General features: G+C 64.2%; 8 protein-coding genes. 1 reads left to right on the plus strand and 7 read right to left on the minus strand.

Going from position 1 to position 19,033, the window contains the following annotated elements; translation table 11 throughout:
- Nucleotides 1-41: 41 nt before the first annotated feature.
- The 6 genes from proA to ACRWQA_RS11955 all read right to left on the minus strand — a co-directional run bounded on the left by proA (nt 42) and on the right by ACRWQA_RS11955 (nt 15,207).
- Complete coding sequence (proA, locus tag ACRWQA_RS11930; RefSeq protein ID WP_434227193.1) at nt 42-6,053, minus strand: anti-phage protein ProA; 6,012 nt, start codon at nt 6,051-6,053, stop codon at nt 42-44.
- 198 nt (nt 6,054-6,251) lie between these two features.
- On the minus strand, nt 6,252-7,367 hold the full coding sequence (locus tag ACRWQA_RS11935; RefSeq protein WP_446326182.1) for a Wadjet anti-phage system protein JetD domain-containing protein: 1,116 nt from the start codon (nt 7,365-7,367) through the stop codon (nt 6,252-6,254).
- 3 nt (nt 7,368-7,370) lie between these two features.
- Nucleotides 7,371-12,275: a hypothetical protein gene (locus tag ACRWQA_RS11940; protein WP_434227197.1), complete on the minus strand. Its 4,905-nt coding sequence runs from the start codon at nt 12,273-12,275 to the stop codon at nt 7,371-7,373.
- Entirely contained in the window at nt 12,272-13,108 is an 837-nt protein-coding gene (locus tag ACRWQA_RS11945; RefSeq protein WP_263583669.1) for a hypothetical protein, read from the minus strand. Before ACRWQA_RS11945 ends, ACRWQA_RS11940 begins: the two co-directional genes overlap by 4 nt.
- Nucleotides 13,105-14,517, minus strand: coding sequence for a hypothetical protein (locus ACRWQA_RS11950; RefSeq protein WP_434227199.1), 1,413 nt, complete (start codon nt 14,515-14,517; stop codon nt 13,105-13,107). The genes ACRWQA_RS11945 and ACRWQA_RS11950 overlap by 4 nt, the downstream gene beginning before the upstream one ends.
- A gap of 108 nt (nt 14,518-14,625) precedes the next feature.
- Nucleotides 14,626-15,207: an endonuclease dU gene (locus tag ACRWQA_RS11955; protein ID WP_434227200.1), complete on the minus strand. Its 582-nt coding sequence runs from the start codon at nt 15,205-15,207 to the stop codon at nt 14,626-14,628.
- A gap of 60 nt (nt 15,208-15,267) precedes the next feature.
- Between ACRWQA_RS11955 and ACRWQA_RS11960 the strand changes: the two genes are divergently transcribed.
- A complete protein-coding gene (locus tag ACRWQA_RS11960) occupies nt 15,268-17,274 on the plus strand; it encodes a RecQ family ATP-dependent DNA helicase (protein WP_434227202.1) in 2,007 nt (668 codons plus the stop codon).
- On the opposite strand, the gene ACRWQA_RS11965 is transcribed toward ACRWQA_RS11960, so the two are convergent.
- The gene (locus ACRWQA_RS11965) at nt 17,247-18,809 is read right to left on the minus strand and encodes a sigma-54-dependent transcriptional regulator (protein ID WP_263583665.1); all 1,563 of its coding nucleotides are present in this window, start codon (nt 18,807-18,809) and stop codon (nt 17,247-17,249) included. The two genes, ACRWQA_RS11960 and ACRWQA_RS11965, sit on opposite strands and share 28 nt — an antisense overlap.
- Between the last annotated feature and the right edge of the window lie 224 nt (nt 18,810-19,033).

Consider the following 19,033-nt stretch of genomic DNA (forward strand, 5'->3'; position numbering starts at 1 on the left):
CTCCCTTTATCGATTCCATCCTTAAAAAACTTTCAAGCACATCAGAGGTGGTCAAGATAAGCTGCAAGACTTTCGATCTCGGATCGGAGCCGAACCGTAAGGCGCCCGGCATCGATACGTTGAGCAACTAGTCGTATAACGTCCTCACCTGAAGCACCATCCAGCATAACATCGCGGACCAACCCTAGCTTCTCAGGAAAAGGTATTTCTCTCCATTCACGAGTGGCGTTATCAAGGATCATACCGCGGAATGACATGACGCTCTGCGGAGCCATACCAGCAGGCCAAAATACCGTATGTTCATCAGGAGTTCCGACATGAGCCCGGTGTTCATGAATGGCACGCCAGATTGTCTGACGAATCTGTCTACCCGTACGCTGAAAACCATGCGCCCTAGCGATACAATCTCCAATCCGCTTGAACGTCACCGGCCCCTCGCGATCAATGATATCGAGGGCAATGGCCCGGATCCGTGACTGATACGTAGTCTCATGAAATTGATCTGGGGCGATCTCCTCGGCGGCTTCCTCTAAAGAAGTATCCTCGAAGCCCCCCCCTAGGAACGGCCCCTTAGCAATGCGACGCGGAACTTCGGGCTCAGCCGGACCGGCTAGCGGTAGCTTCGTAGAGTCAAATACTTCTCCTTGAACTTTCGTCGGGTAGTCCTCGACATTAGCCTCGTCCTCTGAGATGCCAATCTCGTCCTCCGATTCGACTTCCGTGTGCTGTACTTCCTTCCCCGCACAACGTCCATCTTCTTCTGCTACGCGCTCCCGATCCGTTTTGAGAAGGTCGGCAAGCTTGTCATTAAGCAGCGTAATAGCGGTGCCAGGGTCCTGAAAAAAATCAGTCGACCAGACCCGAAATAACCGCCAGCCAAGATTCTCCAGAATTATCTGTCGCACCCGGTCGCGGTCCCGCGCCGAGGGAGAGCTATGATAGGTCGCCCCGTCACACTCGACTCCAGCCAAGAATCTTCCTGGCTCGTCGGGATGAACAATGCCTAAATCGACTCGAAACTTGGAAACACCGATTTGCGTTCTGACCGACCATCCGTAGCCACGAAGCTGCTCGGCTACGGCCATTTCAAAATCGGAATCATAGGCATGATCGCCGCCCACCGTTTGTATCGCTTCGCCGATGGCCACAGGACCACGCGCGGCGAAGTCGATATAGTGCTTGAGGTCCTTGACCGCCTCGGATGAGGTCCGGGTGAGATCAATCATGGAGGCATCAAAGCTAGCAAAGATCACGACCTCTGTCGTGGCGCGGGTAATCGCCACGTTGAGTCGGCGCTCTCCTCCCTGTTTGTTGAGCGGGCCGAAATTCATCGACATGGTTCGTGCACCCGGTTCGCTAGGACCGTAGCCAACAGATAGCAGGATCACATCTCGCTGGTCACCCTGTACCGTTTCAAGGTTCTTCACGAACACAGGATCCTCACAGCTGGGGTCGAAGAAGGGCTCGAGATCGGGATCGGCGCGACGCTCCTGGTCGAGTAAGTCCTCGATGAGGCGCTGCTGCTCGGAGTTCAACGTGACCACGCCGACCGAGAGCTGATTACGTGTTGGATCGCGTAACCGGGCAACGATTTCTTTAACCACACCTCTCGCTTCGACCTCGTTGGTGCGCGCCTTTCCCTTGGCATAGACGCCATCGACACGACGAAACGACACTGCACTTTCGGCGGTCTCAGCCGAGGGAAAGGTCACCAGTTGGCTGCCATAATAGGCGTGGTTTGAGAAGGTGATCAGACTTTCGTGCCGGCTGCGGTAGTGCCCCGTAAGCCGGTGATGTGGCATGCGCGCAGCGAGCGCCTCATCAAGTATGCTCTCGAGATCGCGAACCTCCTCATTATCGCTATCTTCGGCACCACGCGAGAAGAAGTTGGTAGGTGGCATCTGCTTTGGATCGCCTACCACAATACAGCGCTTACCGCGTGCAATCGCTCCCACGGCGTCTGGAACCGTGATCTGACTGGCCTCATCGAAGACTACCAGATCGAAGGCCTTCTCTGCCGGCAGGAATTGCGCTACCGAGAGTGGCGACATCATAAAGCACGGTGTAAGCGTGGTAAGTGCGTCGCCCATCTCCGAGACGAGTTGGCGCACCGGCTTGTGGCGCATCTTCTTCTGCAACTCGCGGGATAGCACCCCGTAACCCGGATCGGCGCCACCAGCGTCACGCTTAGGCACGCTGCCGGAAAGCTTTGCGCGAATATAGGAAGAGGTCAACTTGGCTACTTCTCTGTCGAGCTCGCGGAATGTCCGGATCAAGTCGTCGTGGCGGACTGAGGAGAAGCGCCTCAGTTCAGATCGAGCGTCAATCAGGATTGGCGCGAGCCAGCAGGCATACGCTGTGCGCAGCATCTCTACGGTCTGGCTTGGCTCGACGCTGCCCGATTTCAGCGCGGTGACTAGCGTATCGAGCCCAGCTTGGCGTGCCTCGCGGCTGATCGCGATCCATTGGCACCATGTATTGAGTCGCCGTTCACGCTCAATGATCGCAGTGCTGCTTTTCGCGAGTATGTCCAAGTCGACAGGGCCAAAGTCGATGCCATCACTCGAGACAGCCCGATACGCCTTGAGCTGCGTATCGAACTCCTCCTGGGCTCTCACCAGTTCTCTCGCCGTTGAGGCTAGCGGCATGCCGGGCTCGAGCATGTCTCGTCCTTGGCAAAGAACGCGGGCAAGAGCAGTGCGAGTCTCGACGTAATCGCGCCCGAAGCTCGCGAGATTTGCTACGGACTCGCGAAGACGGCAGCCTGCATCAATAGCGTGACGCAAACGTTCGGGATCGGTATCAAGACCTTGCCAAGGCGTGCCGGTGGGCAATGCCTTGACGGTCTGTTCCATCTCTCCACGCAGCCGGGATAGATTCGACAACACAGGGATGTCTTTCTCCGGCTCTGTCAACTGACGGGCATCGAGACTGAACGCCTTGCGCAACTCTTTGCGCAACTTTCGGCGTGCCATTGTACTCAATGGCCAAGGCTTTTTCTCGATCTGGTCGACCCTAATCATCCAGCTATCGTACGGCTGCTCAGGAATTCTCACGTCGGGATAGTTAGCCGAAAGACTCTTTCGATCACTAGTATATTTATCGAGGCTCTCTGCGAGGGTATCGAGTGTCTTCAGCGCTTCGCGTCCATCTGCCGTTAGGGAAAAACCAAGATCCTGGCGTGCGCAGTCAGGAACAACAGCCGCGACTGTGGCAAGAGCTGCACTCTCCAAGGGATCCTCTCCAGCGTCCGCAATCCCGAGCTTGTCGGCGAAAGACTTTCTACAACTCTTGAGATCGGCAATGGCAATACCCAGAGAGCGTGCCTCTTCGACTATTTCCTTAGCCCAGGCATAAGACCAGTCGATATGGGTAACCTCGCTGAACGTCTCAACATCCTCGGGCTGTAGCTGCTCGAATTGCTGACCGAGGCGCTTAGCGATCTCCTCCAGGTTCGCGAGGGCTTCCGGCGTCGAAATATAGCCCGCCCCTTGTGGATCTCGCTCCCAGTTGAGACGAAATCGATGGACGTCCCCATAGCGCATGGCACGTCCAATCGCTTCCCGTGGGCTCATGCCACCCGGCCCCGGGTGGTGGAGGGCCTTGACGAGGCCGTTTAGTTCAGTGCGTATCTCGCCAAGCTTGGCTGTCTTTTGCTGCCACTCCTCGGCCGACCGGACGCCCCGGTTCTCCCAAGCCGCGCCAAGCTGGCTGAGAACAGCGCGCTTGTTGGCCTTGGCGGAGTGCAACTCGAGGCAGAAATCGCCCAGGCCACAGGCGTTAAGACGCCGATAGACGACATCGAGCGCCGCCATTTTCTCGGAAACGAACAGCACTCGCCTGCCGAGACCGAGATTGTGTGCAATGATGTTGGCAATGGTTTCCGACTTGCCGGTGCCTGGCGGCCCCTCTAGAACGAAGTCACCCTCGCCGCCGGAGGCATGGATGGCAACGATCTGGCTGGCATCGGCATTGAGAGGGGCGAGAACCTCGGTGGGATCCACCTTTTTGTCTATCTCGCGCGGCTCCATAAAGCTCGCACCGTTCTGGTAGGGCTCGCGCGGATGATCGATGATATGTTGCACGAAAGGCGCTGCCTTAAGTGCGTCAGTGCGATCGGAAAGATCTTTCCACATGAGGTATTTGGCGAAACTGAAGGTCGACAGCACGACCTCCTCGACGACCTCGAAACCAGAAACATCGCGAACCTTCGCGCGAACCTGATCCCAGACCCGGCGCACATCGATTCCGCTTTCGTCGGCAACGAGTTCGCCGTCGAGGCCGGGGATGTCGATATTGTAGTCCTGGCGCAGCATCTGCAGTAGCGTCAAATTGAAGACCGGCTCGTCCTCGTGGCGCGATAGGTAGGGGCGCGATGCGGCGCTTGCACGGTCGATTTTCACCGGTAGCAGGATCAGCGGCGCCCGGAATGTGCGTTTGCTGTCGCCGGTGGGGGACCAGCGCAGTATGCCGAGGGCGAGGAACAGCGTGTTCGAGCCGCCTTCTTCGAAGTCAGCCTTGGCCTTGCGGTAGAGTTCAATCGCGCCCTTCTCGAGACTCCGCGCATCGACATTGGCGACGATCTCGTTTCGGGCCAGCGCTTCTTCGGCGAATTTTTCTGCAAAATCCTCACCGGTCCGCAAATGATAGAGATTCTTGTCCGACTGATCGCCTCCCCGCGACTGTTCGGGAGGTGTAATGATCTTGATCTTCTTTCCTTCGGCTATCTTGTCCTCGAGATGTGCCGGATCGGGACAGAAGATCGGGATCGTGGTGTTCGATATCTGGAGGTTAAGCAGTCGGTTGCGCTTGGACAGATCGAGCAGGCTGCGCTTCCAGCGGTCGAGACGCTCCTCAGGGGTTGCGTTGACGATATCGTCCTCGACGACGACTTCCTCGAAAGGCGGTAGGTCGGGCGCCTCATCGAGCGGCGGAGCATCGCGCACGGGTGCCGTCCCCTCTGTGGCTGTTCCTGCCGAGAGTCCCGCCAGGCTGGAGAGCGGTTGCATATCGCGACCGCGTGCTTGACGGATGTCTATCGCGTATATGAAGTTATCCTCGTTCTCCTCTGCAACCTGGCGCCGACCCTCGGCAATTGCACGGGAGAAGGGTAGAGGGTGTCCCGACGTGGCCATCGTGGTTTCGAATAGGACCAGTTCCTCCTGATCAATGGCCTTTCGAATCTCCATCGGGTCTTCAACCGTTAGTGATGGAAGGCTCTGCGGCTGCAGCCAGGCACCAGTCAGAGCATGGCCTTCAGTGAAGACGACGACCGGATAGAGTCCAGCCTGCTCGATTGCCGCCGCGAAAAGCAAGGCAGTATCGAGACAGGTGGCCAGGCCGTGCTCCTCGATCATCGACGGGAAGCGGATCTTCTGGCCGTTGCGCTCGAAGCTCGCCGGTGGGTCCGCATAGGTGATGTTGCGGCTCGAAACTGCGGCCCAAATCCCTGACAGGATTTCCCAGCTACGTTTGCGAGACTTCGATTGGTAACCCTCAAGTGATCCACGCTTACCGGAGCTTTCGAGGATTGTCGCGGCTTCCTTGAGAACGCGCTGAACCGCTGTGTCGTTGGGCATCACAAAGGCGGCAAGGAGCTCGGGCATGTATTGTGATCCACCCCACTCATTGCGTGCCAGTGCGTCGATCCGATAGCGGTCCTCAGCTAAGATTTTTTCGCCCTGCCGAAGCTCAAGATGAATCTCTCCGCGCGTTCGCTCGGTTAGGCTGTCAAGCATGCCGCCTGAGATCGTCACGCGGCGATCCCGCGGACGGAATTCCGACTCCGGCTCGATCCGGTCGATCGTCCAAGCCCGGTCGCCAAGAATCTTCGGCTCGCAGGACAGGTGCAGCATCAGATCTTCAAGAGGGTGATCGAACGGGTTCGATAGAACCAAATCGGCAATGACGGCGATATCGCATTGGTGGCTTGCAAATGTGACTCGGCGTGCAATCTCAGCGCGAATTTCACACTTAGGCTCGACATTGATGATGTCGTTCTCAACGGGGTCTGGATCAGGCGTGGGGACGGTATCGTCATGGTATGAGTTCATTGGCAACAAAACTCCTTCAAGCGAACTTTATTAGTTGGAAACCATGACGAAGTAACTGATTACAACTCTGCTTTGGTAAAACGATACTACAGCAACGCATAAAGACCAATTTAGATGAGTTACGCCAGCTTTCGATAACCCCTCTATTCTTTCCTGTTCTCAGCTTAGATTTGTTTCGTTATGTAACCAACACTTAAATCATAATGTAAACGGATGCAAGCGCGCCAGGGTCCTTTCCTCTTGCTCGGCACTGAGCACTTGCCCAGCGAAGGAAAGGCACAAGCCATCCGGTAGCCACTCTTGGTCCAAGCCGCACCGCCAAGTTTCGGCCGGGCGCTGGCCACCTTTGCCCATTAGATGGTCCAGGGGGTGGCTTAGCCCCTCCTCCATAGCCTGAATCATGGGTGCATAGAGTGCAGACAGCCTCAGCTTAGGTTCCCGTGCCTTGAGGCGCTGGTATATCCGCAGCCCTTCGGGGTCGAGATCACCCCAGTAGGTGGAGCTGGGTAGAGCCAGTAGGTCCGGCAGGGTGACGCCGGCTGCACCCTGGCCGACCAGGCGCACCCAGTCTCCACTTTCCAAGGCGTTGGCCAGCGAGAGGCCATAGCCGAACGTGCAGATCAAGGCCAGGCGCTTGTCACACCCCACACGGCAGGCCTGACTGAAACTCTGCGCGTTCTCGATCAGCAAGAGCCCCTCGGGCTGTTCGGGCACACTGGCCAGCAGCCAGGTCTCGGCGGGTTGGAAGCGGGTCGGCTCGATATCGAACGCGCGCACCAGCTCGGTGGGCAGCGCCTCAAGCAGCTTGCTGCTTCCCAGCAGATAGCGCGCACTGGCCACGTAAGGGCTCAGTTGGTAGACCCCCGGCAGATCGTTGGCCAACCGCCTGAGGCCCTCGGCCAGTGCCAGTTGGTCCTCGATGCTCCATTCACGCAGCTGAGATTCTAATGCTCGCCTCCAGGCCTGTTCCTGCGCAGCGCTCAAGCCAAGCCGATTATCGACATCAGGCAGATCGGCCTTGAGCTGCTCTATACGAGCCTCAGCGAGCAATATCGTGGCGTTCCATCGTTGATGCGGGGAAATTCTTCCGCCCTGTCTCAGTGAGATAGCACCTGCATCCAGCAGTTTTTCAAGAACCTCCCAAGCCTGATGCTCCGTCTCGCAGATTCCCTTCCGCTTGAGGGATCTGACAAGGGGTTCGGCTTGCCAGCCTTTTCCCTTACTACCATTCGCATAGACTCGCTGCCACACTCTCTCTAGCTGGGCCAGGACTTTCCTGGCCGCCTCGTTGAGCATCAGAGTGGCATCGTGCATCGCTTACTCCTGGGTCGCCGGCTCGCTGACATGGATGCCGAACAGGCTGGCCTCGCCGACGCTGCGTCCTACCGTTTCCGGTGGCGTTATGCGGCCGTCGCGCACCATCACGTGGCCGCCCTGCCCCTGGGCGCCGCCGATCACGCTGCCCACCAGGTAGGTGGGGAAGATATCGGGGTCGTTCTCGTAGTTGGGGTTGTGGATCAGGCCGATCATCTGGAAGCGCCCACGGGTGTTGCGCAGCGACTCCAGTGAGTCCTGGATCAGGCGGCGATGCGAGAGCTTGGAGAACAGGCCGTCGAGCAGGATCACGCTCTCGCGGCTGGTGCGTGCACGGCGACGATGATGCCCCGGCAATTCGCGCAGCTCGCGTTCGATGGCGAACTCCGAGAGCTTGACCAGCCACATCAGCGACACCGCCTCGCGCTGCCCTTCCGACATCTCCTCGTTGAGCGAGAACAGCCGCCCATGCGGGCGAATGGCGTCGTGCTTGAGGCGGATCGCCACATCGTGGAACAGGCCGCGATAGATGCGCCGGCGAATCTGGCGCAGCAGGTCGTCGTCGCGCCTGCGTGCCTCACCATCGACCATGCCGCCGTCACGCTCGGCGCGGCGGCGCATGGCCGCCTGGTGCTCGTCGATGTCGGCCAGCAGCGTGGCGATCAGGTCGCGCAGCTGGTCGGGGCCGATCAGCGAGGCCTTGACCTCGAAGAAGGCGCCGCCTTCGCCGCTGCTCTTGGCCACGCGCTTGAGGATGTCGAGATTGCCGGCGGCGTCCGAGATGATCGAGCTGAGCCGCTCCACCAGGGTGCCCTCGATCTGCTCGCGGGAGGCATGCAGCCGCTCGACCCGCACGCGATGCTCGTCGAGCTGGCCGGCGAGCTGGTCGTGCAGCCGCGAGAGGTCGTCCAGGGCCTCGGCGCTGGCATGCGTCAGCCCGGCCAGGCGGGCACGCTCGGTGTCGCTGAACAGCCGGCTGTGCGCCGCCTCGGCGAGTGCCTCGGCCAGCTTGCGCTCGCCGGCCTCGACCTGGCGCGCCTGACGTTCGCGGTTGCGCGCCCGCTCGCCCAGGTTGAGCTCGCCCAAGGCATCGACCAGGGTCTGCTGACAGGTTTCCAGCGCTTCGACGTCGAGCTCACCCTGTTCGTTCCTCTCACCAACCATGGCATGCCAGGCGTCGAGCGCTTCATTGCGTACCTCGAGCTCAGCCGTGTCGACGGGCCAGCGGCTGGCCTCATCGAGATCGACCAGTGCAGCCAGGCGTCGCGGCCAGCCCTCGGGCAGCTCGCGCAGTACCCGCAGCCACTCCACGGCCAGTTGGTCGACGCAGGCCAGCGCGCGGCGCTGCTCGGCCAGGCGCGCCTCCAGCACATCCCGCTCTGCCGAAAGCATCTTGCGCTTGTCGCGCAGTTCACCCAGTTCACGCTTGACCCGGGCTATCTCGCGTTCGAGCTTCTGGCTGCCGCCGCCGGCGTCGCGCACTTCCAGATAGGCGCGAATACGCGTGAAATCGAAGTCGGCGCGCCGGGTCGCCCGCGACTGCGACGCTTCCAGTTCGGCCTGCACCTCACCTGCGCTGGCCATGAAGTCGACGCCTCCATCGGCCTCGAAGCGCGCCAGGGCACGCAGCCGATCACGCTCACCGTCGCTGAAGATGCCGCGCAGTTGGGCCTCGGTCTCGACGACTTTCCGTGCAAGCGCCTCTTTCTCTTCCTCCGCGCTGGCCAGCCTGGCCGCGGCCTCGGCCAGGTGACGCTCGAGTTCGGCAAGGCGCGTCTCCAACGCCTGGAGCCGCTCGACGCCGCCGGCGTCGCTGAACTGCTCGGCGGCCAGCCAGGTCGGCCCGTGCGCCTCCAGCTCGCGGGCGGCCCGCTCGCGCTGGGGCGTAAGCTCGGCCAGTGCCGTCTCGGCCTCGAGCCGCGCCTCGGCGGCTTCCTGCTGGGCGATCTCGCCGCCCTCCTGCAGGTAGCGCTGATAGTCGTCGATGCAGGCCAGCGCGGTGTCGCTCAGCCGCGGGGCTAGCTCGGCCTCACGTTCGGCCAGCGCCGCCTGTTGCTCAGCCACTGCCTCCAGCGCCACCTCGACGTCCGCCTCGTCGGCTTCGCGGGCACGCAGCGCCAAGGCGAATGTCTCGCCATGGGGATCGAGCCGTTCGCACTCGATGGCCAGCGCCTTCTGCCGCTCGCGGTCGGCGGCCAGCCGCTTCTCGGTGGCCTCGCGCAGCGCCTCGAGATAGCTCGGGTCCAGCGCGGCCTTGACCGCCAGGGTTTCCACCCCGGCCACGGCACCCAGCGGCGGCTCGCCCAGGGCCAGCAAGCCGGCAAGCGCCTCAGCCTCGAACACCGGTACCGCCAGGCCTGCCTCTATCAGCGCGGCGGCGGCGGACTCAGCCGCCTCGCGCCCGGCCACCACCGGCGCGAACAGCACACCGGCGGCCTGCACCAGCCATTCGCGGCGCTGCTCGGGGGTATGCGTCTCGACGTTGAGTACCGCATGCAGCGGCTGCCAGGCGATGCCGGTATCGTCCAGGTGGCGATGGGCCTCGGCCTCCACCACGCGCCGCTCCAGCGGGTCGCCGGAGAGGCTCTCCAGGTAACGTTCGCGGGCGGCGATATCGGCTTCCAGCGTCTCCGCTTCCCGCAACAGCCGCGGGTAACGGCGCCGGGCATCGGTGAGCCACTTCTCGGGCACCAGCTCGCTGCGCTCGGCGAAGTCGAGCCGCGCCCGGTGCAGCGTGCGCAGGCGGCTCTCTTCCTCCGTCAGCCGCTGGCGCTCGTCGGCCAGTTCGCGTTCGCGCTCGCGCAGTCGTGCGCGCAGATGCACCGGTTCGTCGTCGCCGTGCAGCTCGCCATAGCGGCGTGCCGCTTCGGCCAGCGGCGCCAGCCGTTCCAGGATGCGCTCGGCATCCTGGCGGCGCTGCTCGGCCTCGCGCGAGTTCGTCTCCAGCTCGGCCAGCGCCGTCTTGCGCCGCGACCAGAAGCCGCCGACTTCCTCGCCCGGCCAACCCTCGACGAAGGCGCGCCATGGCGCCTGGCCACGGGCCAGCAGGCCCTGTTCGCCGGTCAGACGTTCGCGCTCGCCGTTGAGTCGCTCACGCTCTGCGCGCGCGGTCTCGAAGGCGGTGGCCACCTCGTCGCGACGAAGCGTCAGCTCATCGAGCGCCTCGGCCAGCTCGGCCTCACGATCGAGTTTCTCCTCCAGCCGCTCGGCCGGTGCCGTGCCGGGGCACTCACGGCGGAAAGCATCGTGCCAGGCGGCGACCTGCTTGAGCTCGCCGACGCGGCCCAGGTGCGCGTTGAGGGCGCAGCGAGCGTCGGCGGCCTCGGCCTTGGCCGCCTCGGCGCTGGCCTCCGGGGTTTCCAGCTCGGCTTCACTGAACAGCCCCTCGGAGAGGGCCTGGGTGTAGAAACTCTGGTTGTCGACGAAGTCGCGCTGCTGGGATTCGAGCCGCTCGCGCTCCTGCTCCATATCGTCGCGGCGCTCGTCGAGGGCCGTCAGGTCGCGGGTCAGTTCCTCGAGATAGACGCCGTCGCCGATCACCTCCTCGCGGAAGCGGTTGCCGTCGGCCGCCTCGAAGGCGTCGGCCCCCTCGTCCAGGGCGGAAAGTGCCCGGTCGCGGGCCGCATCGTCGGCTAGAGCGTGGCTTTCGGCTAGCCACTCGCGGGCGGCCTTGAAGCTGACGTGACCCACATCGCGGTTGAGCGGCCATGCTGCTTCGGGCAGGTGGATCAGGCGCCGATGCACGTCGACCCGGGCGCCGCGCTCGGAGAGCGCCTGGCGCACCGCCCGCTCGGAAAGGCCGGAGAGGGTGGCCAGTAATGAGGTGGAGACCCGAGGGCGCGACGTATCGCCGGCGATCCAGGCAAAGCCATCCAACGGAGCGGCCCCGCGCTCTTCGGCGTCATCCTCAGAAACGGCGCGGGGCAGCCCGGGCAGGCCCAGCAGCGCCTGGCCACCCAGCAGTGCTTCGCTGGCCGCCAGCCCCTGGTCGAGTTCCTCCAGGCGAGAACGCGCATCGCGAAGGGTCTCGCCCTGCTCGCGCAGCTCGGCCAGGCGCACCACCTTGTCGCTGGCGCGGCGCTGGTCGCTCTCGGCCTCCTCCAGGCGATGGCGCAGCTCGGTGATGTTGGTGCCGGAGTTGAGGATGACCTCCTCGATCAGTTCCTCGCTCTCGTCGGTCTCGCCGCGGGTGGCGCCGGATAGGATCTCGGGCGCCAGCACCTCGAAGAAGAAGGCCTGGTCGGCCTTCTCGCCGGCGCGGGGCTTGATGGCGTTGAAGATCTGGCTCTTGTCGGCGCCGCCCTCCTTCTGGAAGGCGGCGAGCTGGGCCAGCTCGCGGCGCGACACGTGGGCGCCCACCGCCTCGAGCCACTCCTCGCGGTTGTGGGTCAGGCGCACCCCGCGCTCGGCCATGACGGCCTTGACGTCGCGGTTGGCGTAGAGCGCCAGCTTGCCGTCGAGGGTGAGGTGATGCACCGGCACGTCCTCGAGACGCCCGGCGTAGTGATAGAAGGAGAGCCCGCTGCCGTCGCTGTAGCCGTAGAAGCCGAACACGAAGGTCTCGCCGGCCACTTCCTCTCCGGCCACCGCCAGCATGTCGTCCTGGCGCTCGAGCCCGCTGCGCGAACGGAACTCCACCCGCAGGTGACTCCAGCTACGCCCTTCGCCACCCACCGACGAGGGCGAACACTTGCGCCGGGTGCGCGAGAGCAGCGTGCGGTCGCGCGACAGCAGGCCGATCAACGCCTCGGCCAGCGTGGTCTTGCCGAAGCCGTTTTCCATGCTGATGGCGCTGGACTGGCCACGCAGGTCGAGCAGTACGTGGCGCATCTTGGCGTCCCAGGGCGAGGCGACGTCACCGTGCTTGTTGAGCAGGTTGGCAACCTCGATACGGTTGATCACGCTCATGCCTGGGTCTCCTCGCGCTCGTCGATGGGCGCTTCATCTTTCTCTTCGGCATGCCGGCTCGCCACGCGGCCCTGGGCCAGCGCATGCAGGTGGGCGAGCTGGTGGATGCCGATCTGCTCACTCTCCAGCGCCCCGAGCAGGGTCTGCTGCCAGACCTCGCCGCCGCCCTCTTCGCTGGCCGTTGCGGAATCGGCCTCGCGCAAACCTTCGAGCAGGCCGGCACGCACCTGCAGGTCGATGAAGGCGCGCACCCGGCGGCTGATGTCCTCGCCGCGCTCTTCGAGCAGTGCCCGGCTTGCCTCCGGCGCCTCCTCGCCCAGGGCGCGCAATGACTCGAGCTGGTCACGCATCAGCTCGACCAGCTCGGCCCCGGCGAAGGTGGCCTCCTGGTAGCGGCTGACGTCTGAGAGAGCGCGGTTGTAGCGGGTATAGAGCAGCGTATGCATCAACAGCCACAGCTGCAGGTACCACTGGGCCAGTTCGGCGCGGCTCTCCTGGCGCAGCTTGAGCGCCTCGAATACCGGCTCGCGGGTGTAGAGCGGCGGCTGTTCCAGTTCCGGGTCGGGCAGCAGCGCGTAGTAGCGCGAGCCCGGCGCGATACCCGGATAGTCACCGGCCTCGAAGGCCTTGAGCCTCAGCCCTTGTCCGCCCAGGAAGTCGCGCAGCGCCTCGCGCTCGGCCTCGCTGGCGTCGTCGATCAAGGCGCAGACGTCACGCTCGGAGAGCTGGCCTTCGCGGGCGGCACGGCGCTTGCGCCCGCCGCCCGGGGTGCGTTCGGCGCTGCGATAGCGCAGCAGGTAGGCGACCACCTCGCCCATCTCGGTCATGTTCATACAAGTTCTTCCTTAAAAAAGCCGAGGGACGGGGTCACGACCCCTTCGATGCGACGGCCATCGTCGAGCCGGAGCTCGAACGGCGTGGCCTCGATACCCACCGCCAATCCAGGGTCGAGCAGCTCGGTGTCGACGAAGGTGTTGAGCAACTGGGCCAGGCAATCGCCCTCCTCGAAGCGGTGCCAGCCCTCGGCCAATGCCTCGGGCAACGACAGTGGCGCCTGCTGGATGCGCTTCCGCAGCGCCGGGCCGCGCGCCTCGAGGAAACGCGCCAGCAGCGGATCCTCGGGGGCGGCGTCTCCGGCTTCGTCGAACACCAGCGCCGAGGCGCTGGCTTCGGCGCGGCGGCTCTCGAGCAGCGGCACCAGGGGTGCCAGGCGCGGAAAAGTGGCCTGTACGTGCAGTGGCATCATGCGCGCCACCACGGCATCGCGAAGCGCGGCCGCGGGCGGCGCTTCGAGCAGTTGGCGCGCCATGTCCTGGAAATCGACCACGCCCATGGCCTGGATGCGCCCCTCGGCGATGTCGGCAAGCAGCTCCGAGAGCCGCCGCGAAAGGTTCTCAATGGCGTTGAGTACCCGGCCGAGGGCGCTGGAGAGCACGCGCAGGTCCCACTCCTCCTCCTGCGCTTCGCGCCAGCTCTCGAAGCGCTCCATCAGCCGCGGGGTGGCGAGCTGGGCGCGGGCATCGAGCAACGTCTGCTGAATATTGGTCAGCGCGTTGTGATAGTGCCGCTCGTTGTCGAGCAGCGCGGCCAGCTTGCCCTCGCGGGTGGGGTTCTCGCGCACCCGGCGCAGCTCCTGGGTCAGGGCGCGGATCGCCAGCAGGATCTGGTTGGTGATGTCGGGAATGCGGGCGAAATCGCCCCGCGCCAGCGCGGCCAGCACCTTGGCGGCGTCGTACTCGGAATAGAGCAGGTCCTCGACCTGGCTGGCCAACGTCACCGCCTGGCGGCCGCTCGGCGTGAGCCGCACCTGGCCGGTCTGGCCCTGCTTCTCGACCAGCGCCGTACGCTTGGTGCTGCGCCGGGCGCGACTCTCCCCCATCACGCTCGCATCCGCGCTCGGGGTCGCCTGGCGCGCGGCCGGGGACGACTGCCGAAAGTGAATCTCGCTAGGCGTGGCCAGCAGGTTGATGACGAAGCTCAGGTCGTCATGCGGCAACTGCGGATAAATCTCGCGCAGGTGATTGAGGCAGCGGGTCTGCGAGACGAAGGCGCTGTTGGTGGCGAAGTCCTCGTCGAGCAGGTAGTCGAGCAGCAGGCAGCCGAGGTCGAGCCAGTAGCCGTCGCGCAGGCCGCGACGCTGTTCCTGGCTGACCTGCACGAAGGGCGAGCCGGGTTCATGGGCGCTGTCGTGCAGGTCGATCAGCCGCGTCGTGGCTATCAGCAGCTTGCTCCAGGCGGTCATGAGGTCTTCCCTGCGGGCGAAGAAAAGAGGGGGCATTATGCCAAGCTCGGCCTCTCGGGTCATGGCACTAGAGCATTGTGTTTTACACGCAGCGATGAATGAGACGAATCAGACCCGTCCGCTGCTCTCCCCCGTGGTCACGCCGCCGGCGATCAGGTGCGCCACGCGCAGCGGCTCGGGCACGCTGCCGTGGGGCGTGGTGGCGCGAAGCACGTGTTCAGCCTCCACGCGGCTGAGACCCACGCGCTGCACATAGACGCCGGCGAGCAGCTCCATCTCGCCCAGCCGCTCGACCAGCGCCCACTTGCGCGCACCGCCGGGAATCCGTTCGAGCAGTGCCCGACGCATCGCGTCTTTGCGTGGCGCCCGGCGAGCCACCACCAGCACCGGCAGGCCCAGCTCGGCGTGCAGGCGCACTGCGTCGACCACATTGAAACCGGCAAGTGCCACGCCCTGCAGCATGACGAGCTGCAAATGCGCGGCAAAACGCGTGCCGCCGGCGAGGCGAATCAACTCGCGGGTGCTGTTGACGCCATCCCGACGTACCTTGCCGGAGAGCACGCCTTCCAGGCGCAGCCCGGAGAACACCGCGCCGACGATGGCCACGTCGCCGCGGTGCCCGCGCGGGAACGGACAATCGTCGAAGCCGACGATATGCGAGAATGTGCGCTCACGCCTGGTGGTTGCCATGGCCTCCGCCTCAAGTCGATAGAATTCAGCGTTTAGAACAACAGTGCAGGGAGTGCCTACATGATCGATCAGACGTTACAGCGGGTCTTCGGCTATGACGACTTCCGCCTCGGGCAGCGCCCGGTCATCGAAGCAATCACGGCGGGCCGCTCGGCGGCGGCGATCTTCCCCACCGGCTCGGGCAAGTCGCTGTGCTACCAGCTGCCCGCCCTGCACCTGCCCCACCTCACGCTGGTCATCTCTCCCCTGCTGGCACTGATGCAGGATCAGCTCGCCTTCCTTGCGCGCCACGGCATCGCCGCCGCCAGCATCGACTCGAGCCAGAGCCGCGAGGAAGCAGCCGCGGTCATGGAAGGCGTCAAGCGCGGCGCGATCCGTATCCTGATGATCTCGGTGGAGCGGCTCAAGAACGAGCGCTTCCGCGCCTTCATCCGCCGCGTACCGATCTCGCTGCTGGTGGTCGACGAGGCCCACTGCATCTCGGAGTGGGGCCACAACTTCCGGCCGGATTACCTCAAGCTGCCCCAGTATCGCCGCGAGTTCGGCATTCCCCAGGTGCTGCTGCTGACCGCCACGGCCACGCCGCGGGTGATCGCCGACATGCGCGAGCGCTTTGACATCGCCGAAGGCGACGTGACCGCCACCGGCTTCTATCGCCCTAATCTCAACCTGGAGGTGTCGCCGGTACCGGCCGAGATGCGCCCACGCCGGCTGGTGGATTGGCTGCGACCCAAGCTAGGCGTAGAGCCACCCGAGCCCACTATCGTCTATGTCACCCTGCAGCAGACCGCCGAGCGCCTGGCGGCCTACCTGAGCAAGGCGGGCATGGGTGCCATCGCCTACCACGCCGGGCTCGACGGCGAGACGCGCGAGCGCATCCAGCGCGACTTCATGGCCGGCCATACGCCCTGCATCGTGGCTACCATCGCCTTCGGCATGGGCATCGACAAGTCCGACATCCGCAACGTGGTCCACTTCGACCTGCCCAAGTCGGTCGAGAACTACAGCCAGGAGATCGGCCGCGCCGGCCGCGACGGCCAGACCTCCGACTGCCTGATGCTGGCCGGGCGCGATCACGTCAACGTGCTGGAGAACTTCGTCTACGGCGACACCCCGGAGCCCGATGGCATTCGCCGCGTGATCGACGAACTGATCGAAGCTGCCCGAGGCGGCACGATGCGCCAGTGGGAACTGGTGCTCAATTCGCTCTCCCAGCACAGCAATATCCGCCCGCTACCGCTCAAGACGCTGCTGGTGCAGCTCGACCTACGCGGCATCATCGCGCCGCGCTACAGCTATTTCGCCGAGTACCGCTTCCGCCTGCACGAGGAGCCCGAGGTTCTGGTCGCCCGCTTCGCGGGCGAACGTGGCGCCTTCGTCCAGGCGATCCTCGACGCCTCGCAGCGCGCGCGGACTTGGTTCAACCTCGACTTTGCGGCGCTCGAGGGCCTGGGTGGCGAACGCGGCCTCAACGTCGAGCGTGCCCGGGTGATCACCGCCCTGGACTACTTCGTCGCCCAGGGCTGGATGGTGCTCGAGAGCAAGCAGATGACCGAGGTCTTCGATGTGCTGCGCGACGACCTCGACCCTGTCGCCCTGACCGAAGAGCTGTACGCCTATTTCCGCGACAAGGAACGCGCCGAGGTCGAGCGTCTTCATGCAATGCTGGCGCTGTTCGAGAGCGAGGCCTGCCTCAGCCGCCGGCTCGCCGAATGGTTCGGCGATGACCGGGTACCACAACACTGCGGCCACTGCTCGGCCTGCCGCGGCCAGGTCGCGCGCCTGCCCGACCCCGAGCCACTCGAGCCTCTTTCAAGCGAGACCATCGAGCGACTCACGGGCGAGCTGGTCCAGCAAGTGATCGGCAACGGCGAAGCCCACCCCGTCACCCCCGACCTGCTGGCACGTTTCCTGTGTGGCCTGACCGGCCCCCTGCTGACCCGCCTCAAGGCAAGGCGCCTGCCTGGCTTCGGCGCATTGGAGGCCTATCGCTACGCGGAGGTGCGTGACCTTGCCGCCCGTACCACGCTGATCAACGATCAGACGTCGGTGGAACCGATGCCGTAACTGCGCAATTTGTTGGCCACGGTGGTGTGCGACACGCCGAGGCGCTTGGCCAGTTGCCGGCTGGAGGGGTACTGCGGATAGAGGGCGGCAAGGACACGCCGCTCCACGTCGCTCATGATGCCGGCCAGGCTGCCGTCGAGATCGATGCCGGAGAGACCCGGCGCCGCGCCCACATCCGGCAGGCGCAGATGAGCCGGCTCGATGGCATCGCCCTCGCACAGCGACACCGCCTGGAACAGCACATTCTCCAGTTGGCGCACGTTGCCCGGCCAGTGGTAGGTGGATAGCCGTGCCAGCGCGGCCGGCGACAGCCCGGGCATGCGGCAACCGATCTGGCGCGCGGCACGATCGATGAAGTGCAGTGCCATGGCCTCGATGCCGTCGAGGCAGTCGCGCAGCGGCGGTACCGCCAGCGACAGTACATTGAGACGGTGGTAGAGGTCCTGGCGGAAAAGGCCCTCGGCGCAAAGCTTGGGCAGGTCCTGCTGGGTGGCGCAAATCACCCGCACGTCGAGGTAGGTCTCCTCGTCGCTGCCCACCCGGCGAAAGCCGCCGTCCTGCAGGAAGCGCAGCAGCTTGACCTGCAGACGAGGGCTCATCTCCCCCACTTCATCGAGGAAGATGGTACCGCCCGCGGTCAGCTCCAGCAGGCCGAGCTTGCCCTCGGGGCGGGCGCCCTCGAAGGCGCCCGGCGCATAGCCGAACAGCTCCGTCTCGGCCATCGACTCCGGCAGCCCGGCGCAGTTGAGCGCCATGAAGGGCGCCTGCCCGCGAGAGCTGGCCAGGTGACATGCCCTTGCCAGCAACTCCTTGCCGGTACCGGTCTCGCCGTGAATCAACAGCGGAGCATCCAGCGGCGCCATGCGCCTGGCCTCGCGAATCAGAGCGGCCAACCGGGGGCTCGCCTGGAACAGCGCATCGAAGCCGCGCAGTTCCTGGCGTTGGACCTGGTAGATGCGCTCGCCGATGCGATCGGCGCTGTGCAGGGTCACCACGGCACCGGCCAGGGAGGCCACGTCGTCGTGGTGCTCACGGTGCAGCGGGGCGATGTCGGCGAGGAAGGTGGCGTCACGCAGCTTGATACGAAGGCCGTTGACCCGCGCATTGTTGCGTCGAATCAGCGCCGGGAGATCCACATCGGGCAGGTAGCGGTTGAGCGACAGCCCCGGCACCTCGTCGATGCGCACCCCAAGCAGCTGGCCGGCGGCACGGTTGGCGGCGACGATGTGCCCCTCCATGTCGATGGACATCACCGGGTCGGAAAGGGAGGACAGCAGCGCATCGAGCTCCAGGTGGCGTCGCTCGCTAGGCATCAGGCTGACCCGCCGCACGCCGAATACGCCGGGCACCGCCTCGAGCTCCGGCTTGAGCGTGGCCAGTTGGGCATTGAGCAGATTGGGGATGTGGAGGTAGATGGCGTTGCCATGCTCGCCCCCGACTTCGCCACGCGCGACATTGAGGCCGTAGTCGACGAAGTGCGAGACGATATCGCGCAGGATGCCGATACGGTTCTGGCAGTGAAACCTCAATCTCATGGGGCTTGGCCTCTGGGGCGTGATAGGAACGCAGTGGAGCGAGACCGTCGTCAAAATTACGTCAAGAGGACGTGACTCGGCTGTAAAGATAACGTGACACCCCGATTGACTCAAACTCAACCATGTCATGCTTTGGCGAAAGGTGGCTTGGGCGTGCAGGAAGTCGTCAGGTTTTCTTTACGACAGGATGCATTACCCGCCGCCGACGTGCCTTGAAGAGCAAA

The sequence above is a fragment of the Billgrantia sp. C5P2 genome (genome assembly GCF_051062895.2).